At 67.8% G+C, this 25,230-nt stretch carries 25 protein-coding genes and 1 pseudogene; 18 read left to right on the top strand and 8 right to left on the bottom strand.

Features of this window, described 5'->3' with window-relative positions; all coding sequences use genetic code 11:
• The first annotated feature begins 130 nt into the window (after positions 1–130).
• The gene (locus LVB87_RS06525) at positions 131–1,222 is read left to right on the top strand and encodes a TIGR03118 family protein (protein WP_232900083.1); all 1,092 of its coding nucleotides are present in this window, start codon (positions 131–133) and stop codon (positions 1,220–1,222) included.
• A 75-nt stretch (positions 1,223–1,297) separates the two neighbouring features.
• Here the strand turns inward: LVB87_RS06525 and groL are convergent, their stop codons facing one another.
• Both groL and groES read right to left on the bottom strand, forming a co-directional pair.
• On the bottom strand, positions 1,298–2,935 hold the full coding sequence (gene groL, locus LVB87_RS06520; protein WP_232900082.1) for a chaperonin GroEL: 1,638 nt from the start codon (positions 2,933–2,935) through the stop codon (positions 1,298–1,300).
• Positions 2,936–2,990: 55 nt separating this feature from the next.
• Positions 2,991–3,278: a co-chaperone GroES gene (groES, locus tag LVB87_RS06515; protein ID WP_232900081.1), complete on the bottom strand. Its 288-nt coding sequence runs from the start codon at positions 3,276–3,278 to the stop codon at positions 2,991–2,993.
• A 531-nt stretch (positions 3,279–3,809) separates the two neighbouring features.
• On the opposite strand from groES, the gene LVB87_RS06510 reads away from it, so the two are divergent.
• From LVB87_RS06510 to purD, 14 genes are all read left to right on the top strand, one after another.
• Positions 3,810–4,238, top strand: a complete 429-nt coding sequence (locus LVB87_RS06510; protein ID WP_232900080.1) for a helix-turn-helix transcriptional regulator — start codon at positions 3,810–3,812, stop codon at positions 4,236–4,238.
• Positions 4,239–4,285: 47 nt separating this feature from the next.
• Positions 4,286–4,612, top strand: coding sequence for a divalent-cation tolerance protein CutA (gene cutA, locus LVB87_RS06505; RefSeq protein ID WP_232900079.1), 327 nt, complete (start codon positions 4,286–4,288; stop codon positions 4,610–4,612).
• 14 nt (positions 4,613–4,626) lie between these two features.
• On the top strand, positions 4,627–6,864 hold the full coding sequence (gene dsbD / locus LVB87_RS06500; RefSeq protein WP_232900078.1) for a protein-disulfide reductase DsbD: 2,238 nt from the start codon (positions 4,627–4,629) through the stop codon (positions 6,862–6,864).
• Positions 6,861–7,457 (top strand): TlpA disulfide reductase family protein, encoded by a 597-nt coding sequence (locus LVB87_RS06495; protein ID WP_232900077.1) that lies wholly within the window; start codon positions 6,861–6,863, stop codon positions 7,455–7,457. The genes dsbD and LVB87_RS06495 overlap by 4 nt, the downstream gene beginning before the upstream one ends.
• A 129-nt stretch (positions 7,458–7,586) precedes the next feature.
• Positions 7,587–8,027, top strand: coding sequence for a type II 3-dehydroquinate dehydratase (gene aroQ / locus LVB87_RS06490; RefSeq protein ID WP_232900076.1), 441 nt, complete (start codon positions 7,587–7,589; stop codon positions 8,025–8,027).
• Between the two features lie 17 nt (positions 8,028–8,044).
• The gene (gene accB / locus LVB87_RS06485; protein ID WP_232900075.1) at positions 8,045–8,521 is read left to right on the top strand and encodes an acetyl-CoA carboxylase biotin carboxyl carrier protein; all 477 of its coding nucleotides are present in this window, start codon (positions 8,045–8,047) and stop codon (positions 8,519–8,521) included.
• A 10-nt stretch (positions 8,522–8,531) separates the two neighbouring features.
• Entirely contained in the window at positions 8,532–9,899 is a 1,368-nt protein-coding gene (accC, locus tag LVB87_RS06480) for an acetyl-CoA carboxylase biotin carboxylase subunit (protein ID WP_232900074.1), read from the top strand.
• A 24-nt stretch (positions 9,900–9,923) separates the two neighbouring features.
• On the top strand, positions 9,924–10,619 hold the full coding sequence (locus tag LVB87_RS06475) for a hypothetical protein (RefSeq protein ID WP_232900073.1): 696 nt from the start codon (positions 9,924–9,926) through the stop codon (positions 10,617–10,619).
• 102 nt (positions 10,620–10,721) lie between these two features.
• The gene (locus LVB87_RS06470; RefSeq protein ID WP_232900072.1) at positions 10,722–12,023 is read left to right on the top strand and encodes a hypothetical protein; all 1,302 of its coding nucleotides are present in this window, start codon (positions 10,722–10,724) and stop codon (positions 12,021–12,023) included.
• Positions 12,024–12,063: 40 nt separating this feature from the next.
• A complete protein-coding gene (prmA, locus tag LVB87_RS06465; RefSeq protein WP_232900071.1) occupies positions 12,064–12,984 on the top strand; it encodes a 50S ribosomal protein L11 methyltransferase in 921 nt (306 codons plus the stop codon).
• A 35-nt stretch (positions 12,985–13,019) separates the two neighbouring features.
• Positions 13,020–14,495 carry a DUF3426 domain-containing protein gene (locus LVB87_RS06460; RefSeq protein ID WP_232900070.1) on the top strand — a complete coding sequence of 492 codons (1,476 nt, stop codon included), beginning with the start codon at positions 13,020–13,022 and terminating at the stop codon, positions 14,493–14,495.
• A 97-nt stretch (positions 14,496–14,592) separates the two neighbouring features.
• The gene (gene fis, locus LVB87_RS06455; protein WP_232900069.1) at positions 14,593–14,862 is read left to right on the top strand and encodes a DNA-binding transcriptional regulator Fis; all 270 of its coding nucleotides are present in this window, start codon (positions 14,593–14,595) and stop codon (positions 14,860–14,862) included.
• A gap of 78 nt (positions 14,863–14,940) precedes the next feature.
• Positions 14,941–16,512, top strand: coding sequence for a bifunctional phosphoribosylaminoimidazolecarboxamide formyltransferase/IMP cyclohydrolase (gene purH, locus LVB87_RS06450; RefSeq protein WP_232900068.1), 1,572 nt, complete (start codon positions 14,941–14,943; stop codon positions 16,510–16,512).
• Positions 16,513–16,555: 43 nt separating this feature from the next.
• Positions 16,556–17,848: a phosphoribosylamine--glycine ligase gene (purD, locus tag LVB87_RS06445; RefSeq protein WP_232900067.1), complete on the top strand. Its 1,293-nt coding sequence runs from the start codon at positions 16,556–16,558 to the stop codon at positions 17,846–17,848.
• Positions 17,849–17,873: 25 nt separating this feature from the next.
• Here the strand turns inward: purD and LVB87_RS06440 are convergent, their stop codons facing one another.
• The gene (locus tag LVB87_RS06440) at positions 17,874–18,266 is read right to left on the bottom strand and encodes a hypothetical protein (RefSeq protein ID WP_232900066.1); all 393 of its coding nucleotides are present in this window, start codon (positions 18,264–18,266) and stop codon (positions 17,874–17,876) included.
• Positions 18,267–18,354: 88 nt separating this feature from the next.
• Between LVB87_RS06440 and LVB87_RS06435 the strand changes: the two genes are divergently transcribed.
• The 3 genes from LVB87_RS06435 (at position 18,355) to LVB87_RS06425 (ending at position 21,703) form a co-directional block, all read left to right on the top strand.
• On the top strand, positions 18,355–18,777 hold the full coding sequence (locus LVB87_RS06435) for a hypothetical protein (protein WP_232900065.1): 423 nt from the start codon (positions 18,355–18,357) through the stop codon (positions 18,775–18,777).
• 141 nt (positions 18,778–18,918) lie between these two features.
• Positions 18,919–19,782, top strand: a complete 864-nt coding sequence (locus LVB87_RS06430; RefSeq protein ID WP_232900064.1) for a hypothetical protein — start codon at positions 18,919–18,921, stop codon at positions 19,780–19,782.
• 34 nt (positions 19,783–19,816) lie between these two features.
• Positions 19,817–21,703 carry an MFS transporter gene (locus tag LVB87_RS06425; RefSeq protein ID WP_232900063.1) on the top strand — a complete coding sequence of 629 codons (1,887 nt, stop codon included), beginning with the start codon at positions 19,817–19,819 and terminating at the stop codon, positions 21,701–21,703.
• A 3-nt stretch (positions 21,704–21,706) separates the two neighbouring features.
• On the opposite strand, the gene LVB87_RS06420 is transcribed toward LVB87_RS06425, so the two are convergent.
• The 5 genes and pseudogenes from LVB87_RS06420 to LVB87_RS06400 form a co-directional block, all read right to left on the bottom strand.
• The gene (locus tag LVB87_RS06420) at positions 21,707–22,624 is read right to left on the bottom strand and encodes a cobalamin biosynthesis protein (RefSeq protein ID WP_232900062.1); all 918 of its coding nucleotides are present in this window, start codon (positions 22,622–22,624) and stop codon (positions 21,707–21,709) included.
• Positions 22,625–22,690: 66 nt separating this feature from the next.
• A complete protein-coding gene (nudC, locus tag LVB87_RS06415) occupies positions 22,691–23,599 on the bottom strand; it encodes an NAD(+) diphosphatase (protein ID WP_232900061.1) in 909 nt (302 codons plus the stop codon).
• The gene (gene erpA, locus LVB87_RS06410; protein WP_232900060.1) at positions 23,596–23,970 is read right to left on the bottom strand and encodes an iron-sulfur cluster insertion protein ErpA; all 375 of its coding nucleotides are present in this window, start codon (positions 23,968–23,970) and stop codon (positions 23,596–23,598) included. Before erpA ends, nudC begins: the two co-directional genes overlap by 4 nt.
• Before the next feature lie 129 nt (positions 23,971–24,099).
• A pseudogene (locus LVB87_RS06405) lies at positions 24,100–24,480 on the bottom strand (polymer-forming cytoskeletal protein); the annotation flags it as partial.
• 2 nt (positions 24,481–24,482) lie between these two features.
• Positions 24,483–25,217 (bottom strand): DUF6776 family protein, encoded by a 735-nt coding sequence (locus LVB87_RS06400; protein WP_343223413.1) that lies wholly within the window; start codon positions 25,215–25,217, stop codon positions 24,483–24,485.
• Positions 25,218–25,230: the final 13 nt, after the last annotated feature.

Raw genomic sequence — 25,230 nt, 5'->3', positions numbered from 1 at the left:
TTCAAATCCAACGCAGGCAGCTTGGGCGCCAAAGCGGTTGTGCGGAAGTGGCGGCCTGGTTGAACCCCAACAGGAGGCGCCGGGCATGCACTTGGGTGCGCCGAGCGGCCTCGCCCCCTGTGGAGGTCTCATGCATGCATTCATCCCCAATCCGCGCGCGCGCGCCGTGCTGGCGCTCGCGCTCGCCACCGGCCTGGCCTCATCCGTGGCCTGGGCCGACGGGTACAAACAGCGCACCCTGGTGTCCGACGTCGGCGGCATTCCCGCCGAACACCACGATCCCAACCTGGTGAATGGCTGGGGCGTCGCCTTCAATCCTTACGGTTTCGTGTGGGTGTCCTCCGCCGACGGGATGAAATCGACGCTGTACGACGGCAACGGCGTCGTGCAATCCCTGGTCGTCGACATCCCCTCGCCCACGATGACCACCGGCGGCCATCCGACGGGCATCGTGTTCAACGGCTCGGATGCCTTCGACGTGAAGAAAGGCGCCCTCATGGGAGCGGCGCGCTTCATGTTCGCCACCGAGCAGGGCGTGATCGCCGCATGGTCGCCGGGCGTGGATCTCACGCATGCGATCCGGGTGGTCAATCGCTCGGCCGACGGCACCAATTACAAGGGCCTCGCGCTGAGCGGCGACGGCCTGACGCAACTGCTGTACGCCACCGACTTCTTCCACGCGAAGATCGATGTCTACGACAGCCAGTTCCACAAACTCACGCTGCCCGCGGGGCGCTTCGTCGACGTGGGCATTCCGAAGCACTACGCGCCGTTCGGCATCCAGGCCATCAACGGCGACCTCTACGTGACGTATGCGCTGCAGAATGCGGAAGGCGACGATGAAGTCAAATGCGCAGGCTGCGGCTACGTGAGCGTGTTCAAACCGAACGGCAAGTTCGTCAAACGCTTCGCCTCGCGCGGCACGCTCAACGCGCCGTGGGGCCTGGCACTCGCACCGACGGCGTTCGGCACGTTCCACAACGCGGTGCTCGTGGGCAACTTCGGCGACGGGAGGATCAATGCCTACGGCGCATCGTCGACCACGTTCCTCGGACAACTGCGGCGCCCGAACGGGTATCCGGTCTACATCGACGGCCTGTGGGGCATGCAGTTCGGCAACGGATTGAACAACCAGCCGGTGGATACGTTGTTCTTCGCCGCGGGTCCGGACGATGAAGCGCACGGGGTGTATGGGCGACTGGATTTCGTCAATTCGCCGTGACTCGCAAACGGAGCAGCAAAAAGAAAGGCCCGCTTTCGCGGGCCTTTCTCGAATGCCTGACTTCGCTTCGCGAAATCAGAAATCCATGCCACCCATGCCGCCCATGCCGCCGCCCGGCATCGCCGGCTCGTCCTTCTTCGGCAGCTCGGCGACCATCGCTTCGGTCGTGATCATCAGGCCGGCGATCGATGCAGCGTTCTGCAGCGCGGTGCGCGTGACCTTGGTCGGGTCCAGGATGCCCATCGCGACCATGTCGCCGAACTCGCCGGTCTGCGCGTTGTAGCCGAAGTTGCCCTGGCCATCCTTGACCTTGTTGAGCACGACGGACGGCTCTTCACCGGCATTGGTGACGATTTCGCGCAGCGGGGCTTCCATCGCGCGCAGGGCGATCTGGATGCCGTGGTTCTGGTCTTCGTTCGCGCCCGAGAGCTTGCCGACCGAGGCCAGCGCGCGGATCAGGGCGACGCCGCCGCCCGGCACCACGCCTTCTTCCACCGCCGCACGCGTGGCGTGCAGGGCGTCTTCGACGCGCGCCTTCTTTTCCTTCATTTCGATTTCGGTCGAGGCACCGACCTTGATCACGGCCACGCCGCCGGCGAGCTTCGCCACGCGTTCCTGCAGCTTCTCGCGGTCGTAGTCCGAAGAGGTCTCTTCGATCTGCGCCTTGATCTGCTTGATGCGGCCTTCGATGCCCGAGGTTTCGCCCGCGCCGTCGATGATCGTGGTGTTTTCCTTGGTGACCTGCACCTTCTTCGCGCGGCCGAGGTCCTTGATGGTCGCCTTCTCGAGCGAGAGGCCGACTTCTTCGGAGATCACGGTGCCGCCGGTGAGGATGGCCATGTCTTCCAGCATCGCCTTGCGACGGTCGCCGAAGCCCGGGGCCTTCACGGCGCAGACCTTCACGATGCCGCGGATGGTGTTGACCACCAGGGTCGCCAGCGCTTCGCCTTCGACTTCCTCGGCGACGATGAGCAGCGGCTTGCCGGCCTTCGCCACGCCTTCCAGGACGGGCAGCAGGTCGCGGACGTTCGAGACCTTCTTGTCGTGCAGCAGGATGAAGGGATCATCCAGCTCGGCCGACATCGACTGCTGGTTGTTGATGAAGTACGGCGAGAGGTAGCCGCGGTCGAACTGCATGCCTTCGACGACGTCGAGCTCGTTCTCCAGGCCCGAGCCTTCTTCAACGGTGATCACGCCTTCCTTGCCGACCTTCTTCATCGCGTCGGCAATGATGTTGCCGATCGATTCGTCCGAGTTGGCCGAGATCGTGCCGACCTGGGCGATCGCCTTGTCGTCGGCGGTCGGCTTGCTGATGTTCTTCAACTCGGCGACGGCCGCGGTGACGGCCTTGTCGATGCCGCGCTTGAGGTCCATCGGGTTCATGCCGGCGGCGACCGCCTTCATGCCTTCACGGATCAGCGCCTGCGCGAGCACGGTGGCGGTGGTGGTGCCGTCGCCGGCGTTGTCGGAAGTCTTCGAAGCGACTTCCTTCACCATCTGCGCGCCCATGTTCTCGAACTTGTCGGCCAGTTCGATTTCCTTGGCGACGGACACGCCGTCCTTGGTGATCGTCGGGGCGCCGAAGCTCTTTTCGAGGACGACGTTGCGGCCCTTCGGACCGAGGGTGGCCTTGACGGCATTGGCGAGCACGTTGACGCCGCGCACCATCTTCGCGCGCGCGTCCTCACCGAAACGGATTTCCTTGGCAGCCATTGCTGATAACTCCGGAATGTGGGATTCGAAACTGGGGGAGGGCGAAAGACGCGACTCAGCCGATGACGGCGAGGATGTCGTCTTCCTTCACCACGAGGAATTCGGTGCCGTCCAGCTTCACTTCGGTGCCGCTGTACTTGCCGAAGAGCACCTTGTCGCCGGCCTTGACCTTCGGGGTGCGCACGGTGCCGTTGTCCAGGACCTTGCCTTCGCCGACGGCGACGACTTCACCCTTGATCGGCTTTTCGGTGGCCGAGTCCGGAATGACGATGCCGCCGGCCGACATCTTTTCTTCTTCCATGCGCTTGATGACCACGCGGTCGTAGAGCGGCTTGATGTTCATTGACAACCCTCGCAAGTGGTTGATGCAGTTGGGGAAAGGGCGGGAATTCTAGCAGTCGCCGGAAGCGAGTGCCAAAACACCGGCAATAAAGGGCCCGGAAATCCGGGCACGGCGCGAGAGTTGAGGGTGCGCCTGCGATGTTTCAAGGGCGCAAAAAAAGGGCGCGCACGTTGCCGTGCGCGCCCGGGAGGATGGTTTGCCGGTCCCTGGCTGGCGTTCCCTCGCCGGGCCCACCATCCCCAGTCCCTTGTCGCCGAAAATCCCTTCGACGGCGCGAAGGATGGGTGAGCCGCACGGGGTTGTGAAGGGCGGTGGCGGCCGGTTTTGGTGTTCGAATGGTAGGCAAATCGCGGGTTTGCGACGGCCCTGTGCGCTTTGCGCACGCATCCGCTACCAAAAGTATACAGGTTGGTGCCAGTATCATTCACGGGGTGAACAGCGCTAGCAACCGCGCTTCACGGCTGCCGCTTGCCCCCTGTACCGTGCAAGGCGCGTCTCCTCGACACACTGAAAGTTCCCGAAAAGAGACACATGACGTCCCAGCAACGCATCCGACTCGCCCGCCGCCACGCCGCCATGTCGCAGACCCAGCTCGCACAGGCGGTCGGCGTGCAGCGCAGCGCCGTGAGCCACTGGGAAGCGCCCCAGGGCAAGAACCCTAGCGTCCAGCACATGCGCGAGATCGCCATGGTGACGGGCGTGCAGTTCGAATGGCTGGCCACCGGCCGCGGGCAGATGGCGCCTTCGCGCGACACCGTCCTGGATTCGGTGGCCGCGGTGGACGCGCTGCTGGTCGACGATTCACTGGAGCAGCGCCTGCTGATGGCCTTCCGCGAAGCACCCGTGCGCGCCCGCCTGGCGCTGGTGGAGCTGGTGGAGGAACTCGCGAGCCAACGCACCGGCCGCCCGCGCGCGCGATCGCTGATGACCAGCGACGCCTACTACGACACTTTGGAGTAAGCCTCCGCCCGCCGGTTACGCTATGCGCCCCACGACGGCGCCCGACCGTGACCGCCCTGCTCTGCCTCACCACCTGTCCCGACGCCGACTCCGCGCGCCGCATCGCCGATGCGCTCGTGGACGCGCGCCTGGCCGCCTGCGTGAGCGTAGTGCCCGGCGTGCACTCGACGTACCGCTGGCAGGGCGCGATCGAGCGCGGTGACGAAGTCCTGCTGCTCATCAAGACCACGCACGAAGCGCTGCCCGCCCTCCAGGCGCGCCTGCCCGAACTCCACCCCTACGAACTGCCGGAGCTGCTGGCGGTCGAAGCGGCCGGATTACCCGACTACCTCCAGTGGATCGCGCGCGAAGTCCAAGCGCCTTCCGCCCCCTGATCGACGAGCCCTGCATGCCCCCGATGTTCCGCTTCGCCGCGAAGTTCGCGCTCGCCCTGCTGGTGGGCGCTTCCGCGCTGCATGCGCCCAATGCGCGCGCGGTCGACGAGAAAGACCTGCTGCCGGTCGACCAGGCCTTCGCGTTGAGTGCCAAGGCCGTGTCGCGCGATCGCATCGAACTCAGCTGGCGCATCGCGCCGGGCTATTACCTGTATCGCCAGCGCACCTCGGTGGAAGGCATCGAAGGCGGCGTGTTGTCGATGCCGGAAGGCAAGCGCAAGCACGATGAGTTCTTCGGCGACGTCGAGACTTATCGCGAATCGCTGACCGCGACGTACGCGGGAGCCGTTGCGCCGACGGCCACCAGCGTCGCGTTGACGGTGAAGTACCAGGGCTGCGCGGACCTCGGCGTGTGCTATCCGCCGCAGCGCCGCACGATCGACGTGGCGCTGCCCGCGGCCACCGCATCCACGGGCGACGACATTTTTTCGCGGCGCCCGGATGCGTCGCCTTTGATCGGTGCTGCGCCCACGGTGGATGCGCAACCCTTGCCGCCGGAACAGGCTTACAAGATCGAAGCGATCGCCGCGGACGGCAACACGTTGCTGCTGCGCTTCACCCCTGCGCCCGGTTACTACCTGTATCGCGACAAGACGCACCTGCAGATCGCAGGCGAAGGCCTGTCGCTCGGCGCGCCGCGCTGGCCGCAGGGCAAGGACCACAAGGACGCGTACTTCGGCGACGTCGTCGTGTATTTCGACCAGGTGGAAGTGCCGGTGCCGGTCGGTCGCACGCATGCGCGGCCCGTCGATGCGCAGCTCACGGTGTCGTTCCAGGGATGCCAGGATGGCGGCATCTGCTATCCGGTCATGTCGCGCACGCTGCCGGTGTCGTTGCCGGCGGGCAACGTGGGCGCGGTGACCGAAAGCGCTGCGCCGTCGAACGCGGCAAGCACGGAGACCTCCCTCGCCGAAGACCAGCGCCTCGCCTCGCGCCTGGCCGGCAAGGATCGCGCGTGGACCTTGTTGCTGTTCTTCGCCTCCGGCCTCGCGCTCGCGTTCACGCCGTGCGTGTTGCCGATGGTGCCGATCCTCTCGGGTCTCATCGCGGGCCGCGGCGGTCGCATCGGGGCGTGGCGCGCGTTCACGCTGTCGACGGTGTACGTGCTCGCCAGCGCCGTGGTGTTCACCATCGCGGGCGTGCTCGCGGGCTTGCTCGGCGCGGCCTTCAACCTGCAGGCGGCGATGCAGAACGCGTGGGTGCTCGGTGCGTTCGCGGGCTTGTTCGTGTTGCTGTCGCTGTCGATGTTCGGTTTGTACGAACTGCAGTTGCCTGCGGCTTTGCGCGCGCGACTGGGTGCGGCGAGCGACCAGCAGCATGGCGGGTCGTGGATGGGCGTGGCGGCGATGGGTGCCTTGTCGGCGCTGATCGTCGGGCCGTGCGTGGCGCCGCCGCTCATGGGCGCGGTGCTGTACATCGCGCAGACGCGTGATCCGGTGCTGGGCGGCGCGGCGTTGTTCGTGCTCGCGCTCGGCATGGGCGCGCCGCTCATCGCCTTCGGCATCGCCGCGGGCAAGGGCATGCCGACCAGCGGACCGTGGATGGTGGCGGTCGAGCGCGTCTTCGGCTTCGTGTTCCTGGGCCTGGCGATCTGGATGTTGTCGCGCGTGCTGCCGGGTGCGGCGACGCTGGGCCTGTGGGGTTTGCTCGCGCTCGGTGCCGCGGTGTGGGTGTTCGGCATCGGCCGCACGCCGCGCGCGAAGCTTGCGGCGCGTTTCGCGGCGCTCGTGTTCGGCATCGTCGGCGCGGCGCAATTGCTCGGTGCGTTCGCCGGCGGGCACGATCCGCTGCAACCGCTCGCCGGCGTCATGGGCGAGAAGCGCGAAGGCGTCGTGTTCCGTCGCATCAAGTCGGTCGAGGATCTCGACCGCGAACTCGCCGCCGCACGCGCCGCGGGCAAGCCCTTGCTGCTCGACTTCTATGCGGACTGGTGCGTGAGCTGCAAGGAAATGGAGAAGTACACCTTCACCGAACCCGTCGTGCGCGACGCGCTCGCCGGCTACGTACTGCTGCAGGCCGACGTCACCGCGAACGATGCGCAGGACCAGGCGCTGATGCAGCGCTTCGGCATCATCGGTCCGCCGATGTCGCTGTTCTTCCATGATGGCGAAGAGCGCCGCAACCTGCGCCTGACCGGATTCGAGAAGACCGACGCCTTCGTCGAACGCGTGCGCAAGGGCGCGGCGCAATGACCAGCGGCACGAAGGTCGTGCTCGTCGCGCTCCTGGCCGGTGCGCTGGGCGTGGTCGCGAGCCTGATGACGAGCGGCCCGGGGCCCTTGCTGCGCACCGAACTCGGGCAGCGCGCGTTGGGTACCGCGATGGAAGCGAGCGCACCGCCGCCGCCCCCGGGCCTGGAAGTCGCAAAACGCGGCGAACGCGTCCCGAACTTCACGCTCCCCGATCTCCAGGGCCAACAGACCCACCTGCCTGGCGCCTATGCAGGCCGCCCCGTCCTCATCAACCTCTGGGCGAGCTGGTGCGGTCCCTGCGTGACCGAGATGCCCGCGCTCCAGTCCTTCGCCGGGGAGCAGGGGTCGAACGGCGTGCAAGTGGTCGGCATCGCGCTGGACGACCCGCAGGCCGTCCGCGCCTTCATCGCGCGCACCGGGGTGGCCTACCCGATCCTCATCGACGCCGCAGGCCCCGCCGATGCCGGCGTGCGCCTGGGCAATCCGAAGGGCGTGCTCCCCTATTCGGTGCTGATCTCCGCCGACGGGCGGTTGCTGAAGCAGCGCATCGGGCCCTTCGAAGAGGGCGAAATCGCAGCCTGGGCAAGGAATTAGAGGGCCTACTCAAAGGTCGGCATAAGTCCTGCGAACTTCTGCGATTGCGAAGGGATCGTCTGGACACCCGGGTCGGCATGGGCCAGACTTCGCCTCCCCTGTTCCCGGTCCGGCCCTCGGCCCCCCGCGATGGCGAAGCTGCTGGTCCTGCACGGCCCCAACCTCAATCTGCTCGGCACGCGCGAGCCGGAGGTCTACGGGCGCACGACCCTGGCGGAGATCGACGCCGATCTCGCACGCCGCGCCCAAGCCGCAGGCCATGCGCTCGAATCCCTCCAGTCGAACGCCGAGCATGTCCTCGTCGATCGCGTGCAGGCCGCCCGCGCCGACGGCACCGCCTTCCTCCTGGTGAACCCCGCCGGGTTCACCCACACCTCGGTCGCCCTGCGCGATGCGCTGGCCGCCGTGGCCCTGCCCTTCATCGAAGTGCACCTGTCCAACCCGCATGCGCGGGAACCCTTCCGCCGCACCAGTTACTTCAGCGACCTCGCCGTCGGCGTGGTCGCCGGCTTCGGCGCGTCGAGCTACACGCTCGCGCTCGACGCCGCGCTCCAACGACTTTCCCTTTGACGAACCCGAGGCCCGCCATGGACCTGCGCAAAATCAAGAAACTCATCGATCTCCTCGAAGAATCCAACCTCGCCGAGATCGAAATCAAGGAAGGCGAAGAGTCCGTCCGCCTGGCGCGCGTTCCGCGCGGCGGCGTGGCCGTCGCCGCGCCGATGGTGGCGCCGATGCACGTCGAACACCGCGCGCCGGCCGCCATGCCGATGGCGGGCCCGACCGATGCCGCCAGCGGCGGCAGCGCCAAGCCCAGCGACCTGCCGGAAGGCCACGTCGTGCGCGCCCCGATGGTCGGCACGTTCTACGCCTCGCCCGCACCGGACAAGCCGTCTTTCGTCTCCGTGGGCCAGGCGGTCAAGGCCGGCGAAACCCTCGGCATCATCGAGGCGATGAAGATGTTCAATCCGATCGAAGCCGATGTCTCGGGCACCGTGCTGAAGATCCTCGTGGAAAGCGGTCAGCCGATCGAATTCGACGAACCGCTTTTCGTGATCGGCTGAGGCCGCGCCGATGCTGGACAAGATCGTCATCGCCAACCGGGGCGAAATCGCGCTCCGCATCCTGCGCGCCTGCCATGCGCTCGGGATCCGCACGGTCGCGGTGCATTCCACCGTGGACCGCAACCTCAAGCACGTCGCCATGGCCGACGAATCGGTGTGCATCGGCCCCGCGCCGTCCACCGACAGTTACCTCAACATGGCCTCGATCATCGCCGCGGCGGAAGTCACCGACGCGCAGGCGATCCATCCGGGCTACGGTTTCCTCAGCGAGAACGCGGACTTCGCCGAACGCGTCGAACAATCCGGCTTCATCTTCATCGGGCCGAAGGCCGACACGATCCGCCTGATGGGCGACAAGGTTGAAGCCATCCGTGCGATGAAGTCCGCCGGCGTGCCGTGCGTGCCCGGCAGCGGCGGCCCGCTCGGCGACGACGCGGCGACCAACGTGAAGATCGCGCGCGAAATCGGCTATCCGGTGATCGTGAAGGCCGCCGGTGGTGGTGGTGGCCGCGGCATGCGCGTGGTCCACACCGAAGCGCACCTGCACAGCGCCATCCAGACCACGAAGACCGAGGCGAAGGCCGCCTTCGGCAACGACATGGTCTACATGGAGAAATTCCTCGAGAACCCGCGCCACGTCGAGATCCAGGTGCTCGCCGACGGCCAGGGCAACGCGATCCACCTCGGTGAACGCGACTGCTCCATGCAGCGCCGCCACCAGAAGGTCGTCGAGGAAGCGCCGGCCCCGGGCATCACGCCGGAACAGCGCGCGGAGATCGGCAAGGTGTGCGTGGAAGCGTGCATCCGCATCGGCTATCGCGGCGCGGGCACGTTCGAGTTCCTCTACGAGAACGGGCGCTTCTACTTCATCGAAATGAACACCCGCATCCAGGTCGAACATCCGGTCACCGAAATGGTCACCGGCATCGACCTCGTGCGCGAACAGCTGATGATCGCCGCGGGCAACAAGCTCTCGATCAGGCAGGAAGACATCGTGCTGGAAGGCCACGCGATCGAATGCCGCATCAATGCGGAAGATCCGGACACCTTCATGCCCTTCCCCGGCCTGATCCAGCACTTCCACGCCCCGGGTGGCCCGGGCGTGCGCGTGGACAGCCACATCTACGAGAGCTACCGCGTCCCGCCGAACTACGACTCGATGATCGGCAAGCTCATCGTGCACGGCCCGGACCGCGCCACCGCCATCGCGCGCATGCGCGTGGCGCTGAGCGAGATGGTGGTGGACGGCATCAAGACGAACATCCCGCTGCAGCAGCGCATCCTGGCCGATGGCGGCTTCCAGCAGGGCGGGCAGAACATCCACTACCTCGAGAAGCGCCTCGCGGAGCGGAAAGAGAAGTCCTTGTCCATCGTCTGACGGATATTCGCGGCGGAGGGAACGATGCACACCCCAACGAAACTCCGCCGCGAAGCAAAGATCGAGCTCGACAAGACCGTCGTCGGCATCGAGCTCACGCTCATCTCGATCATCCAGGGCCTCGCGCTCGCCGTGCTGGCGGGCGTGTCGGTGCAGCCGATGCTGCACCTGGAATGGGAAACCTGGCCGTACATCTTCACCGGCCTGCTGGTCATCCTGATCTTCTGGTCGCGTTCGCTCATCCACACCCTGAGCTTCATCGGCTGGCCGCTCGAGTTCGGCCATACCTTCGGTTACTTCGGCGCGACGCTCATCGAAGCGGCGGCCCTCACGCAGGTATCCGATCCGCAGGCCTGGTTCGCGCTCAATGCGTGTTACGCGGTCGCGGTGTGGGGCTTGTATGCGTGGGACCTGCGCGTGGTGCAACGCCAGTCGCACGACTTCGGAACGCCTGAAGAACGCCTGCTGTACGAGGACATCGTGCGCGACCAGCGCGAGAACATCGTGCTGTTGATGCCGCTCGCGATCGCCTTCCAGGGCGCGTCGTGGTGGCTGGTGCACCGTTACCCCGCGGCGATGCTGCAAGGGCGTTGCCACCTGGTGCTGATCGGGCTGACGGTGGTCTTCAGCCTGTATTACCTGCATGGCGGCGTGCGCCTGTTGCAACGGCGGCGCGAGTGGATCCTGGCGCGACAAACGCAGGAACGACGGGAAGGCTGAACGGATTCCCGATGGGTTCGTGGCCGGTCCGGCATCGGCGCCGCGTTCACTTTCCTGCACCCGCCACCTTGCGGGTGTTTTCGTTCCCGCCGAGATTCCTCCATGCAAGCTCGCACCCTCTTCCGCGCCCACCATCGCAACCTCGCCCGCGTGCGCAATGCAAAGCGCGCCGCACTCGCCGTGCTGCTCGTCGGCGTCCTGATCGGCGTGCCGGCCGCCAGCGAGACCGCGAAGGGCCCGAAGACGCAGTTGTGGCTCGATGTCGCCACGCACGCGATGCCGGGCATGCCCAACATGACCAGCGGGATGGGCGGCGCGGCGATGCGCATGTTCGGTGGCGAGCAGATGCAGAACCACTACGGCGCTGCGCACTATCCCGGACTGCCGGGGCGCTACGTCGACATCGCGTTGCTCAACCAGCTCAATCCCGGCAAGGAAGCCGAGGACCTGGTTCCCGCCGGCCTGCAGCTCGGCAAGACGCTGCCGCTCGTGCCGCCGAAGTCGCCCGAACGCGCGCAGCCCGGCGGCAAGACGCCTTACGGCAACGCCGACGGCAATGCGAAGGCGCGCATCCTCATCTACTGGGGCTGCGGCCTGGACGTGCGCGCGGGACAGCCGCGCGAAATCAAATTCGAAGTGAAGAACGGCAAGCTGGTCGGCGACACCTCCAAGTGGGGCTCGACGATGCAGGGCCGCTACGCACCGGATCGCACCGTCGACGTCGGCCCCTCCTACGCGCTGTGGCCGAACGAGAAGCACCGCAAGATGGTGCCGGACAACGGGTCGCTCGTCGGTGCGCACAAGATCGAAGGCGAGCAGATCCCCGCCTCGATGCAGTTCGACCTGACGCAGATGCAGGACTTCATGCCGAAGATCGCGCTCACCTCCAGCGGCTCGCTCGAGAGCGGCCAGACCTGGAAGTGGCAGTCGGTGGATCGCGCGAAGGGTTACTTCCTCGCCGCGATGGGCATGCAGGGCGATGCGCTGGTGTTGTGGAGCAGCTCGGAAACCGGCGACGCGGGCATGGGCGTGATGGATTACCTGCCGCCGTCCACGGTGGACAAGTGGATCAAGGACAAGGTCGTGCTCGCGCCGAGCGTCACCTCGTGCGCGATCCCGAAGGGCATCTTCGCCGCCACCAACGGCCAGGCCGCGGGCGGCATGCTGCAGATGATCGCCTTCGGCCCCGAGAGCAACATCGTCTATCCGCCGAAGCCGGCCGACCCGAAGGTCGCCTGGAACCCGGAATGGAACGTGCGCGTGCGCAACAAGTCCACCGCCACCGCAATGCTCGGCCTGGACATGGGCGCGATGCAGCAGCAGGAAGCACAGGACCCGGCGCAACCGCAGCAGCCGCAGGAATCCAAGGCGAAGAAGCTGCTGCGCGGGATCCTCGGGCACTGAGTCCGCGCAATCACGGGGCGGCCGGTACACTGCCGCCCCTATGCCGTACCTCGAACTCACCCTGCGCTGCGACCAGGTCGAACAGCCGCGCTACGAAAACGCGCTGGAAGACATCGGCGCGCTCGCCGTCACGCTGCTCGATGCCGACAGCGACACGCCCAACGAACGCGCGATCCTCGAACCCGGCGTGGGCGAAACGCCCTTGTGGGGCGAGCTCGTGCTGACGGCGTTGTTCCCGCACGACGCCGATCCCTTGTTGCTGCTCGCCGCACTCGATGCCTTCGACCCGGAGCTCGATTGGTCGCGCGCGCATTTCCGCAACGTCGCCGACCAGGATTGGGAACGCGCGTGGATGGACCAGTACGTGCCGCTGTCCTTCGGCGCGCACACCTGGATCGTGCCGTGGAATCGCGACCTGCCCGAGGAAGCGCAGGCCGACGACGCCGCGGTCGTGCGCCTGGATCCCGGCCTGGCCTTCGGCTCGGGCACGCATCCGACGACCTCGCTGTGCCTGCAATGGCTCGATGCCCTCGCCGATGCGGGCGAACTCGACGGACGCACCGTGCTCGATTTCGGCTGCGGCTCGGGGATCCTCGCGCTCGCGGCGCTGAAGCTCGGTGCGGGGCGTGCGGTGGGCGTGGACAACGACCCGCAAGCGTTGATCGCGACGCACGACAACGCCGAACGCAACGGCGTCGGCGAACGCATGGCGGTGTTCCTGCCGCAGGACGAACCGGTTGCGCAGTATCCGGTCGTGGTCGCCAACATCCTGGCCTCGGCCCTGGATGCCTTGGCCGACACGCTCGCCTCGCGCGTGGCGCCGGGCGGGCGGATCGCGCTGTCGGGCATCCTCGCCGGGCAGGAGGACGCGCTGCTCGAACGGTATTCGCCGTGGTTCGATGCCTTGGCCGTCGCGCAGGAAGGTGACTGGATTCGCATCGACGGCGTGCGCGCCGACTGAGCCGTGCGCCGCGGCGGCATGCTTGAATAGCCGCCATGTTCGTCCTGTGCCCTCATTGCCAGTTCCTCGTCGCGGTCGACGCGCGCACCGGCCTGCCGCCATCGGCGTGCCCGAAGTGCGGCGGCGCGATCGTGGCGGAGACGCCGGGCGAAGCAGCGCTCGCCGAGCCGGTGGCCGCAACGCAGGCCGCCGTGCCGGACGACGCGATCGCAGCCAGCGAACCGACCCCGCCGACCGAAGCCTCCGATGCAATCGCGACCCCGGCCGCGCAAGTCGAAGACGCTGCGCCCTCGGCGCAACTCAATGCAGACGCCGTCGTCGCTGCAATGGCGGGCAAGCCGGCGCGCAAGTCGCGCGCGAAGACGGACGACGCGCCGAAGGCCGCGCGTCGCGGTCGACAGAAACCCGCGAAGAGCGAGCCCGCGCCGGAAGCGCAGGATGAAGCGGCCAAGCGCACGGCGCCGCCCCGCCCGCCTCGCGCACCGGTCGGTCAGCGCCTCGGTGCATGGCTGTCCACGCTGAAGCCGAAAGCGAAACCCGCAAAGCCGACGCCCGCGAAACCGGACGCGCCCGCCACTGACGCCGATGCGAAGACGGAGAAGCGCAAGGCGACGGTCAAACCGATTCCATCGTTGCGCGAACGTGCGGCCAAGCGCGCCGCTGCGTTGCAGGAGGCCACGCAGGAAACGATGGTCGAGTCGCCGTCGATCGCAACGCCATCGGGCGAACCTGACGCGATCCCTGCGCCGTTGCCTGTCGACGTCGTGCCTGTCGACGTCGTACCCGTCGACGTCGTCCCTGTTGAAGTCCCGGCCATCGAAGCCTTTGCCGTAGAAGCGCTCACGGTCGAACCGCCGACACCGCCGCCGCTTCCTCCCGCAAATCGGTCCGCGCCCGTCGTCGCAACGACGCCACCCGTGCCGGTCGCACCACCACCGATCGCACCCGCGCCCGCGCCCGCCGCGCCGCCGGTTGTCGCACGCAAGCGCACCGCGGCCGCCGCCCCCAGTTTCGCGCGCACGCATTCCACTGCGCGCCTGTCGATGCCTGCACGTTGGCGGCACATCGCGACGATCGCGGGCCTGTCATTGTTGCTCGTGCTGCAACTGTTGCTCGCACAGCGCGATGCGCTCGCCGCCAACGCGCGCTGGCGGCCGTCCATCGGTGCGCTGTGCGCACTCTTCCGTTGCAGCGTCCCCGCGTGGCACCAGCCGGACGCCTTCACGATGCTGAGTCGCGACGTGCGCCCGCATCCGAGCGCGCCGGGCACCTTGCGCATCGATGCGAGCTTTCGCAACGACGCACGTTGGGCGCAGGCCTGGCCGCACCTGGTGGTGAGCCTGTCGGACGTCGACGGCCGCGTGGTGGGAACGCGCGCGTTCTCGGCGCGCGAATACCTCGGCGCAGCGCCGACGCAAAACACCCTCGCTTCCGGTCAGACGGCGGCCATCCAGCTGGACGTCGTCGAGCCCGCGCCGGGGATCGTCGCCTTCAGTTTCGATTTCCGCTGAGCGGTGGGGTTTTGGCGTGGCAGCGGCCGAATGGCCGCGCTAGACTCGCCGTCCCGTTCGGCCATGGGCGGGTACGCAACGTGCCAGGGGAAGCAGTTTGAACGCCGCCGCCGATCGCCCAGACAGCCGTTCCGGTTCGCGTCCACCTTTGCGGGATCACGTCGCCAATTCGGTGCGACGTTACCTGCGCGACATGGACGGCTGCGAAACGCAGGACCTGTACAACATCGCGTTGCGTGAACTCGAGATTCCGCTGTTCGCGGAAGTGCTGACCTATTGCGAAGGCAACCAGAGCCGGGCGGCCGCGATGCTCGGCATCCATCGCGCGACGCTGCGCAAGAAGCTCCGCGATTACGGCATGGACTGAGGCCTGCGCGGCCGCCGGCCGGGTCCGGCGTCCCGCCCCGTATAATTTCCGGCCCCACATCGCTGGTGCCGCATCCGCATGACCGCCGACCGCCTGCCCGTGCGCCGGGCCCTGTTGTCCGTGTCCGACAAGACCGGCCTGACCGACCTCGCCCGCGCGCTGGCCGCGCAGGGCGTCGAACTGGTGTCCACCGGCGGCACCGCCAAGGCGCTGCGCGATGCAGGCCTGGCCGTCCGCGACGTCAGCGAACTCACGCAATTCCCGGAAATGATGGACGGCCGCGTCAAGACGCTGCACCCGCTCGTGCATGGCGGCCTGCTCGGCCGTAGCGGCACCGACGACGCGGTGATGGCGCAGCACGGCATCGCGCCCATCGACCTGCTGGTGCTGAACCTGTATCCGTTCGAAAAGGTGTCGGCGAACCCCGACAGCACGATGGACGAGGTCGTCGAGAACATTGACATCGGCGGCCCGGCGATGCTGCGCTCGGCGGCCAAGAACTTCGCCCGCGTGGCGGTGGCGACCGATCCGTCGCAGTACGCCGGCGTGATCGACGAGCTGAAGGCCAACGGCGGCATGCTCTCTGCGCGCACGCGCTTTGCGTTGTCGGTGGCGGCGTTCAATCGCGTCGCGCAGTACGACGCGTGCATCAGCGACTACCTCTCCGCCATCAACGAAGACGGCGCGCGCGGCCTGTTCCCCGCGCAGCAGAACAGCAACTTCGTGAAGGTGATGGACCTGCGCTACGGCGAGAACCCGCACCAGCACGCCGCGTTCTACCGCGATCTGTATCCGGTGCCCGGGACGCTCGCGACGTTCACGCAGCTGCAGGGCAAAGAGCTCTCGTTCAACAACCTCGCCGACGCCGATGCGGCGTGGGAATGCGTGCGCCAGTTCGAAGGCACCGCGTGCGTGATCGTCAAGCACGCCAACCCCTGCGGCGTGGCCGAAGCGGCCGACAACGCCGCCGCCTACGAGCTCGCCTACGGCACCGACCCGACCTCGGCCTTCGGCGGCATCATCGCCTTCAACCGCACGCTCGATGCGGCGACGGCGAAGACCATCCTCGACCGCCAGTTCGTCGAAGTGCTGATCGCGCCGGACTACGAGCCCGCCGCACTCGACTATGCGAAGAAGAAAGCCAACGTGCGCGTGCTGCGCATCCCGCACGGCGAAGGTCGCAACAATTTCGACGTCAAGCGCGTCGGTTCGGGCCTGCTGATGCAGACCAGCGACATCCGCGAAGTCACGCGCGAGGAACTCAAGGTCGTCACGAAGCGCGCGCCCACGCCGGCCGAGCTCGCCGACCTGCTGTTCGCCTGGCGCGTCGCCAAGTACGTGAAGTCCAACGCCATCGTCTATGCGAAGGACAGCCACACCGTCGGCATCGGCGCGGGCCAGATGAGCCGCGTGGTGTCGGCGAAGATCGCGGCGCTGAAGGCCGAGGAAGCGGGCTTGGTGGTGCCGGGTTCGGCGATGGCCTCCGACGCGTTCTTCCCGTTCCGCGACGGCATCGATGCGGCGGCCTCGGCCGGCATCCGCGCGGTGATCCAGCCGGGCGGTTCGATGCGCGACGCCGAAGTCATCGGCGCGGCGGATGAGCACGGGATCGCGATGGTGTTCACCGGCATTCGCCACTTCCGTCACTGAGCAAGCAACTGACCCACGCACGGCCACGCAAGGAGCAACGCCCATGAAGGTCCTCGTCATCGGTTCCGGCGGTCGCGAACACGCGCTGGCCTGGAAGCTCGCCCAATCCTCCCGCGTCGAAGAAGTGCTCGTCGCGCCGGGCAACGCGGGCACGGCGACGGAAGCCAAATGCCGCAACGTCGGCGTGGAGGCGAAGGACATCGCGGGCCTGCTCGCGCTGGTGGAACGCGAAGGCGTTGCGCTGACCGTCGTGGGGCCGGAAGGTCCGCTCGTGGCGGGCGTCGTCGACACGTTCCGCGCGAAGGGCCATCGCGTCTTCGGCCCCACCGCCGCAGCCGCGCAGCTGGAAGGCAGCAAGGCGTTCGCGAAGGATTTCCTCGCGCGCCACGGCATTCCCACCGCGCATTACGCGGTGCACACGAAGATCGACGAGGCCCTCGCCTACGTGCGTGAAAAAGGCGCACCGATCGTGGTGAAGGCCGACGGCCTGGCCGCGGGCAAGGGCGTCATCGTCGCGATGACCCTGGCCGAAGCCGAACACGCCATCGAAGACATGCTCTCGGGCGAAGCCTTCGGCGCGGCCGGTGCGCGCGTGGTGATCGAGGAGTTCCTCGACGGCGAGGAAGCCAGCTTCATTGCGATGGTCGACGGCAAGCACGCGCTGCCGATGGCGACCTCGCAGGACCACAAGCGCGCGCACGACGGCGACACGGGCCCCAACACCGGCGGCATGGGCGCGTATTCGCCCGCGCCGGTGGTCACGCCCGAGGTGCATGCGCGCGTGATGCGCGAGGTCATCGAACCTACCGTGCGCGGCATGGCCGCCGACGGTGCGCCGTTCACGGGCTTCCTCTATGCGGGCCTGATGATCGATGCCAGCGGCGCCCCGAAGGTCATCGAGTTCAACGTGCGCTTCGGCGACCCGGAAACGCAGCCGGTGATGCTGCGCCTGCAGTCCGACCTGGTGGACCTGGTGGAAACCGCCGTCGACGGCAAGCTCGACGGCCAGCAGGCGCGCTGGGATGCGCGCCCGTCCCTCGGCGTGGTGATGGCGGCCGAGAATTACCCGGGGACGCCGCGGCTGGGCGATGTCATCGGCGCGTGGGATGCACCGGATGTCGACGACACCAAGGTCTTCCACGCCGGCACGCGCGTGGAAGGCGAGCACATCGTGACCTCGGGCGGCCGCGTGCTGTGCGTGTGCGCGCTGGGCGACACGGTGGCGGATGCACAGCGGAAGGCCTACGCGGAAGTCGCCGGCATTTCGTGGCATGGCGAGTTCCATCGCCACGACATCGGCTGGCGCGCGATCGCACGGGAACGTGGCGAAGGCTGAGCGCCTGCGGCGCGTCGTCGCAAACTCAGCGTTTCTTTTCCGTCTCCGACAGCGTGTCGATGAAGTCGCGCACCAGCTTGCGCTTGCGCGCGGGCAGCGCGATGAAGGCGTCGATGGCGTGCTGGTCTCGCGCGTTCACGCGAAACGCAATTTGCGATTCCCGCACCTTGGTGCCAAGTGCGGCATGACCGTACTGCAACGTCGCCGGTTCCATGAGCAACATCGCAGCGAGTGCGCGAAGGCTCCGTGCGCGCGGAATGCTTTTGCCATGCAGCCAAGTGGAAACGGCTTGCGGCGTAGCCGGGTCGCCTTCGAAACGCGGCAGTAGCCGGGAGATCTCCGAGGGGCTCTCGGGATATCCCGCACTTTTGAGCGCAGCGCGAAAGCGTTCGCCAAAGAGAGCTTGTTCGCTTTTCATGCACCGAAGGTAGGAGGGGATGCATGAACTCTCTTCAAAAATTCCTTTACTGTCGATGCCCGAATCACTTGCACGAGAGCGCATGCCGATGGAGGCCACAGTCCTGGAACACCTGCCCCGCCTGCTGACGCAGGGTCGCCGCGATGCACAACGGTTGGCCGGCGCAACGGGCGGTCGTTATCGCGAACGTGCGGTGCGAGACGAATCCGTTGCATCCGCTGAAACCTGCGCACGAATCGATGCGAATTCGCCGCACCGGATCCTGCGCGGCGATCCCGCGCTCTCGTTGGCCGCGTTGTTGTCCGAAGCGCGCGAGGGACGCGCCCCTGGCATCGGCGTGGCGAGCCTCGACCTGCATCCCGCGCATACGAACGACACGCTCCTCGCCCGACTCGCGCGTTGCATCCCGCGCTGCGTGCTCTTGCGCCACCTCGCGCCCGATGCCGTCGGCTTCGTCCTCGCGCCGCGGGAAGAGCACGCGATCCTCCAGCTGGTGCTCGACGCGGTGTGACCTGCGGCGAGCGTTGTCGACGCGCTGCCGCGCCTGATCGCCACCGGCGCGCGCCGCCTGCTGGTCGCCGACACGGCACCTTCGCTGCTTGCGCAAATCGCAACACCTGGCCCCTGGATCGCGTGCGCGCCGGATGCGCAGGTGCTCGCGCAGGTACGACGCGCCGCGCTGGCCGCGGGCCATGCCGTGGACATCGACGTCGTCGGCGACGCGCCCGGCGAGTGGGCGCGCCGGCACGTCGCGGGCCGGCCGGTGGCCGCGATGCACGCGGCGCTCGCGGCCTTCGGTGCGATGCCGCTGAAGCAGGCGAATGCCGGCGCAACCGCCAGCGGCCGACGTCGCGCCGGCATGGAAGTCCTCCTCGGCGAATGCCGCATCGACGACGCGCGCACGTTGGTCTGGGTCGACGCGCCCGATCGCCGCACCGGCGATGCGACGCTCTGCCGCGCGATCCTCAAGCGCGAGCACGGCGTGCCGGCGTGGGAGCGCGTCGTCGTGTTGGGCTGGCATTTCGCGCCGACCTTCGCCCAGCACCTGGCCCTGCGCTGCGATTCGCGCATCGACGCCTACGCGATTCCCGTGTTGCCGCGCGCGGGCGTGCGCGGTGCGCCGCTGCGGGTCGATGCGACCGGCTTCCGGCACGTGGCGGGGCTCGAAGAGGCGTGGGTCGAGCGACGTCGTTCGCAGAGCGCGCGCGACCACGAATGGCTGACGGTGCGCCTGGCCGGCGATGCCGCTTTCGACGATTGGTCCGTCGATGTCGACCACGACGGCAACAGTTTCCGCGGCACCTGGCATGCGGTGCGCGATGGCACGCCGGGGCAGCGCAGCGTGCGCCTGCGCGTGCCATGGCTCGCGGCGCCGCGCCGCGTCTGCGTGCGCGCCGTCGATGCGCGGGGGCGCGTTTCGGAAGTGGTGCAGCTGGTGCACGAACGGACGGGCGCCGATCGCCCCATGCCCACCGGGCCGCGGGCCGCACTCACGCACGCAAGGGCGCTCTGCTAGGCTCGGCGCAATCTCCAGGGGCAAGCGGCGCAGCATGGCGCACAACCAATTCGAACTGCTGCGGCAGCGGCGTTTCCTGCCGTTCTTCGCCACCCAGGCCTTCGGTGCCTTCAACGACAACGTGTATCGGCAGGCCATCATCGGCCTGCTGTTCTGGATGGGCGTGAGCGACGACCAGAAGTCGCTCTACGCCAACCTCGCGCCGGCGATCTTCATCCTGCCCTACTTCCTGTTTTCCGCGACCGCGGGGCAGATCGCGGAGAAACTGGAGAAGTCGCGGCTGATCCGCATCACGACGTCGATGGAGATCGCCATCATGTCGTTCGCGTCGATCGGTTTCATGACGCAGAACATGGTGGTGCTGCTGGTCGCGCTGTTCGCCACCGGCGTGCAGTCGGCGCTGTTCGGGCCGGTGAAGTACGCGATCCTGCCGTCGGTGCTGCGGCCGGAGGAACTCACCGGCGGCAACGGCATGGTGGAGATGGGCACTTCGGTTTCCATCCTGCTCGGCATGTTGCTCGGCGGCATGATCTTCACCGTCGCCGGCGACCACGGGCCCATGGTCGCCTCGGCCGCGATCATCCTGCTCGCGATCTCCGGCAATCTGGTCAGTCGGGCGATCCCGCCCGTCGAGGCGGCCGCGCCGGACCTGACGATCCGCTGGAACCCGATCCCCGAATCGCTGCACGTGATGCAGCTCGTGCGCAAGCAACTGGCCGTGCGCAATGCGGTGCTGGGCGTGTCGTGGTTCTGGTTCGTCGGCACGGTCATCACCGCGCAGCTGCCGACCTATGCCAAGACGCACATGGGCGGCGACGAAACCTTCTACCTCGCCGCGCTCGCGATCTTCTCGGTGGCGACGGGCCTGGGCTCGATGCTGTGCGAAAAGCTCTCCTCGCGCACGGTCGAGATCGGCCTGGTGCCGCTCGGGGCCTTCGGCATGAGCGTGTTCCTGTTCGCGCTGTATTTCGCGAAGAGCGAGCCGGCCGCCGTCACGGGCCTGGACCTCTCGCACTATTTGCACCAGGCCGGCGCCTGGCGCGTACCGGCCGCGCTCACCGGCATCGGCGTGTTCGCGGGCTTCTACGTGGTGCCGCTTTTCGCGCTGATCCAGAGCCGTACGCCCAAGCGCGAGCTCTCGCGCGTCATCGCGGGCATGAACATCCAGAACGCCTTGTTGATCGTGCTCGCCGCGGTGGCGGGCATCGTGACCCAGCGCTTCCTGGGCTGGTCGATCCCGCAGGTGTTCCTGGCGCTGGCGATCGCGAACACGCTGGCGGCGATCTGGATCTTCACGATCGTCCCCGAATTCCTGATGCGCTTCCTGAGCTGGGTGCTGGTGCGCTCGCTGTATCGGCTGCGCGCGCAGGGCATCGAGGAGCATGTGCCCGACGACGGTCCCGCGCTGATCGTGTGCAACCACGTCAGCTACATGGATGCGCTGATCCTCGCCGGCAGCATTCCGCGTCCGGTGCGCTTCGTCATGTACTACAAGATCTTCGACATCCCGGTGATGCGCTGGATCTTCCGCACCGCCAAGGCAATCCCGATCGCCGGCGCACGCGAGAATCCGGAGCTGATGCAGCGCGCGTTCGACGAAGTCGACAAGGCGCTGGCCGACGGCGAGCTCGTGTGCATCTTCCCGGAAGGTGCGCTGACGAAGGACGGCGAGATGACGGCCTTCAAGTCGGGCGTCGAACGCATCCTGCAGCGGCGCAATGTGCCGGTGGTGCCGATGGCGCTGCGCGGCATGTGGTCGAGCATGTGGAGCCGGCGCGACGGGCGCTTGGGACGCATGCGCGTGCCGCGGCGTTTCCGCGCGCACGTGGAAGTCGTCGCCGGGCCGCCGGTGGCGGGACAGATCGCGACGGCGGAATTGCTGGAAGCGCGGGTGCGCGAACTGCGCGGGGACGCGGCCTGAGGCTCAGGCCACCCAGCCGGCGATGACGAACAGCGCCAGCACCGCCAACCACGCCACCAGGATGCGCCACACCAGGCTCATCGCATCACGCAGTTCCGGCAGGCCGGGCACGGCGCGCGAGACGGCGACCACGCCGCCATCGGCGCCGAATTCGGTTTCGACGTCATCCAAGGCTTCGTCCGCGAGTTCGCTGCGCACACTCGCGCGCGCGGCGGCGGCGAGGAAGCGCGTGTCGCCGGAATAACCCGCGCCGCCCGCTTCCTTCCAGGCCGCGAACACGCTGTCGAAGTTGCCGACCAGCGCCAGCGACAGCGTCATCAGTTGCGCGACAGGCCAATCGAGGAAGGCGAGCGTTGCGCGCGCGGCCTGCGAAGCCGCTTCCGGCAGGCGCTTCTTCGCTTCGCCCTGTGCGCACAGCGACACGAGGCGATACAGCAGCGCGCCGAACGGCCCGAGCAACAGGAACCAGAACAACACACCGAACCAGCGCCAAAGCGCGCAACGGAACACGGCTTCGACGAGCGAGCCGCCATCGAGCGCAGGCGTTTCGCGTTCCGGGAAGAGGCGTTGCGCGGCGGCGCGGCGTGCGTCGGCGTCGGCTGCGTCGGCGACCGCATCGACGTCATGGTCGAGATCGCGCGGCCCCCAGGCGTAGAACAACATCGCCAGCGAGAACAGGAACGCGAAGATGCCGAAGAAACCGTGGCGCAAGCCGAGCTGGAGGAGCGCGACCAGCAGCAGCGGCGGCCCGATCGCGACCAGCAGGCCGAGGCCGCCGCGCCAGGTGGCGTTGTCGCCGAGCTGCTGCGCCACCCATTCGAGCCAACGGATGAACCAGTCGTAGCGGCGCAAGGCCACCAGCGACGGCATGGTGTGGCCGACGACGAGCGCAATGACGACGGCGATCAGCGTGATGGACATCGACGACCTCGAACCGGGCCCTGCGCCGGATGCGCAAAGGATTGTACGGAATCACCCGCCGCGCGTTCAGCGCGTGACGGTGGCGAGCCAGGTCTCGATGAGCCAACGGGCGATGGAGAGGGGCGCGGACAATGCGATGCCTTGTTCGTCGTCGCCCGGCGGTGCCGTCCAGTCGCGGGCGAGGCCGGCACGAATCGTGTCGGCGTCGAACCAGCGGACGTCTTCCAGCTCATCGCCTGCCGTCGGCGCGTCCGGTCCGGCTTCTGCGTGGAAGCCCAGCATCAGCGAGCCCGGGAAGGCCCAGGGTTGCGAGGCGACGTAGCGGCTCGATCGCACGCGCACGCCGGTTTCCTCGAACACTTCGCGCACGACGGTCTGTTCGAGCGATTCGCCGGGTTCGACGAAGCCGGCGATCACCGACCAGCGTCGCGCCGGCCAGCTGCGCTGACGCCCGAGCAGCAGCCGCGCGCCGTCGCTGACGGCAACGATGATGGCTTGGTCGGTGCGCGGGTAATGTTCGCTACCGCATTGCGCACAGCGCCCGAGCCAGCCGCCGCGCACGAACGCCATCTCGCCGCCGCATGCACCGCAGAAGCGATGGCGCGCGTGCCAGTGCAGCATCGCGCGAGCCTGTGCGAAGAGCGTGGATTCGAACGCGGGCCAGCGCGCGGCGGCGCTGCGCAGGTCGATGCGCACGTCGGACACGAGGGACGTGGTTTCCGCCGATTGCGCGAACCACGCTTGATCGCCCTGCAGGCCCAGGAAGATCGCGGTGCCGGGACCGCCTCCGAGTTCGGCGCCCGTCGGCGCGCGCAAAGCGCCGCTCGCATCTGCGAGCGCGCGGCCTTCGACATCGAGCAGCACGATGCGCGCCGACGGCCACAGGCGCGTTAGGGCATCGGCGTCGTCGCGGAGGTGGTCGGCGCGATCGAGTGCGCCGTCGACGAAGGCGAAGGGCGAAGCACCGCCCGTCACACGGTGAAGCTGCTGCCGCAGCCGCAGGTGGTCTTCGCGTTGGGATTGCGGATGACGAACTGCGCGCCCTGCAGGCTTTCGCTGTAGTCGACTTCGGCGCCCATCAGGTACTGCAGGCTGAGCGGATCGACGAGGAGCATGACGCCATCGCGCTCCACCGCGACGTCGTCCTCGCCCTGGTTCTCGTCGAACTCGAAGCCGTACTGGAAGCCGGAACAGCCGCCGCCCTGGATGTACACGCGGAGCTTGAGCCCGGCGTTGCCTTCCTCGGCGATCAGCTCGCGCACCTTGGCGGCGGCGGACGGCGAGAACTGCAGCGGGGCGTCCAGTTGCTGCCAGGTGGGGGCGGCGTCGGGGTGGGTCAGGTTCATGCGCGCAAGATGCGGCCGCCGGCCGCTGCGATCAAGGCCAAGGGCCGAACGCAGTGGACCGGCGGGGGGATTTGGACAGGATCAGGCGCTTCAGGCCGCGCTGGCGGCCAGGGCCAAGGCTTCGTGGACCGTGGCGGCCGCTGCGTCGGCATGCACCAGGCGGCCCGTGAGCTGGGCACCTGCATGCATTTCGACCGTGCGGTAATGGACGTTGCCCGACACGCGGGCCTTGGCCGCGAGTTCCACCCGCTCCGTCGCGTGCACGTCGCCGTCGAGGCGGCCATCGATCAGCACCACCGGCGCGCGCACTTCCCCTTCGATGCTGCCGTTTTCGCCGAGCACCAGCACGGCGCGCTCGCCTTCGGTCGCGGTGACGCGGCCGATGATGCGGCCTTCGATGTAGAGGCCGCCGCTGAATTCCAGGTCCCCGCGCAGCGTGACCTGCGGGCCGATCAGCGTGTCGACGGCCTGGCCGTCGCGCGAGGACGGCTTGTTGGTGTTCTTGAACATCGTTACTGCTCCCCGGGTGTCGACTTCAATGTCCACGCGAACGCCGCATCGACGTTCGCGCCTTGTCCCCGCAGCGACACCTTGACGCGCTGCGGCGTGAACCCCTGCGGCAGGACGATGCTGCCGCCGAGCCGCTGGAAATAGCGGAATGTGTATTTTTGCCCGGCAGCGCCGGGGGTTTGTTGCAGCGTGTCCCACTTCACGGTCGAAAGCTTGCCGTTCTGCACGCCTTCCACGTCGAAGCGCATCTCGCCCTGGCTCACCGCGCCGCGATTGAGGCTTTGCGTGAGCACGACCTCGTACCGCCAGCTCCCCCCCGCTTCGGCTTCGAATTCCGCCGAATGCACCGACAGCCCCTTGCGTTCGCCGCCGCTGCCGACGAAGCGCTCGTAGAAGGCGACGTCGGCTTTCAGGCCCGAGATCTGCTCGTCCTTGTCCTCGAGCATCGCCTGCACGTCGCGGTTGGCATCGCGCGAGATCTGGTCGGAGCGCGTGAGCGTGGCGATGCGCTGCTGCAACTGCGCCACCTGCGCCTGCTGGCCTTTCAGCCGCTGCTCCGTTTCCGCCATCCGCGCGGCGGGCGAACCGGCCTCCGGCGCGCGGATGAACCACATCGCGATGCCGCCGATCAGCAGGCCGAGCACGAAGGACGACAGGGCGACCGTCCACGCGGGAACGCGGCCCGGGCTGCGACGGACGACTTCGAATTGGGGACTTTGCCGGGCGTTCGGTTCCACGGGGACTCCACGG

This window comes from Lysobacter sp. KIS68-7, assembly GCF_021284745.1.
In the GTDB taxonomy this organism is placed as follows: Bacteria; Pseudomonadota; Gammaproteobacteria; order Xanthomonadales; family Xanthomonadaceae; genus Noviluteimonas.
This window is presented reverse-complemented; position numbering and strand designations above follow the sequence as displayed.

Coding starts and splice junctions, on each gene's coding strand:
- aroQ (WP_232900076.1), top strand. CDS start 7,587: ATGGCGAAGCTGCTGGTCCTGCACGGCCCCAACCTCAATCTGCTCGGC.
- LVB87_RS06470 (WP_232900072.1), top strand. CDS start 10,722: ATGCAAGCTCGCACCCTCTTCCGCGCCCACCATCGCAACCTCGCCCGC.
- dsbD (WP_232900078.1), top strand. CDS start 4,627: ATGCCCCCGATGTTCCGCTTCGCCGCGAAGTTCGCGCTCGCCCTGCTG.
- erpA (WP_232900060.1), bottom strand. CDS start 23,970: ATGAACCTGACCCACCCCGACGCCGCCCCCACCTGGCAGCAACTGGAC.
- LVB87_RS06495 (WP_232900077.1), top strand. CDS start 6,861: ATGACCAGCGGCACGAAGGTCGTGCTCGTCGCGCTCCTGGCCGGTGCG.
- LVB87_RS06420 (WP_232900062.1), bottom strand. CDS start 22,624: ATGTCCATCACGCTGATCGCCGTCGTCATTGCGCTCGTCGTCGGCCAC.
- purH (WP_232900068.1), top strand. CDS start 14,941: ATGACCGCCGACCGCCTGCCCGTGCGCCGGGCCCTGTTGTCCGTGTCC.
- LVB87_RS06435 (WP_232900065.1), top strand. CDS start 18,355: ATGGAGGCCACAGTCCTGGAACACCTGCCCCGCCTGCTGACGCAGGGT.
- accB (WP_232900075.1), top strand. CDS start 8,045: ATGGACCTGCGCAAAATCAAGAAACTCATCGATCTCCTCGAAGAATCC.
- purD (WP_232900067.1), top strand. CDS start 16,556: ATGAAGGTCCTCGTCATCGGTTCCGGCGGTCGCGAACACGCGCTGGCC.
- LVB87_RS06510 (WP_232900080.1), top strand. CDS start 3,810: ATGACGTCCCAGCAACGCATCCGACTCGCCCGCCGCCACGCCGCCATG.
- groES (WP_232900081.1), bottom strand. CDS start 3,278: ATGAACATCAAGCCGCTCTACGACCGCGTGGTCATCAAGCGCATGGAA.
- LVB87_RS06460 (WP_232900070.1), top strand. CDS start 13,020: ATGTTCGTCCTGTGCCCTCATTGCCAGTTCCTCGTCGCGGTCGACGCG.
- LVB87_RS06425 (WP_232900063.1), top strand. CDS start 19,817: ATGGCGCACAACCAATTCGAACTGCTGCGGCAGCGGCGTTTCCTGCCG.
- accC (WP_232900074.1), top strand. CDS start 8,532: ATGCTGGACAAGATCGTCATCGCCAACCGGGGCGAAATCGCGCTCCGC.
- prmA (WP_232900071.1), top strand. CDS start 12,064: ATGCCGTACCTCGAACTCACCCTGCGCTGCGACCAGGTCGAACAGCCG.
- groL (WP_232900082.1), bottom strand. CDS start 2,935: ATGGCTGCCAAGGAAATCCGTTTCGGTGAGGACGCGCGCGCGAAGATG.
- LVB87_RS06475 (WP_232900073.1), top strand. CDS start 9,924: ATGCACACCCCAACGAAACTCCGCCGCGAAGCAAAGATCGAGCTCGAC.
- LVB87_RS06525 (WP_232900083.1), top strand. CDS start 131: ATGCATGCATTCATCCCCAATCCGCGCGCGCGCGCCGTGCTGGCGCTC.
- LVB87_RS06440 (WP_232900066.1), bottom strand. CDS start 18,266: ATGAAAAGCGAACAAGCTCTCTTTGGCGAACGCTTTCGCGCTGCGCTC.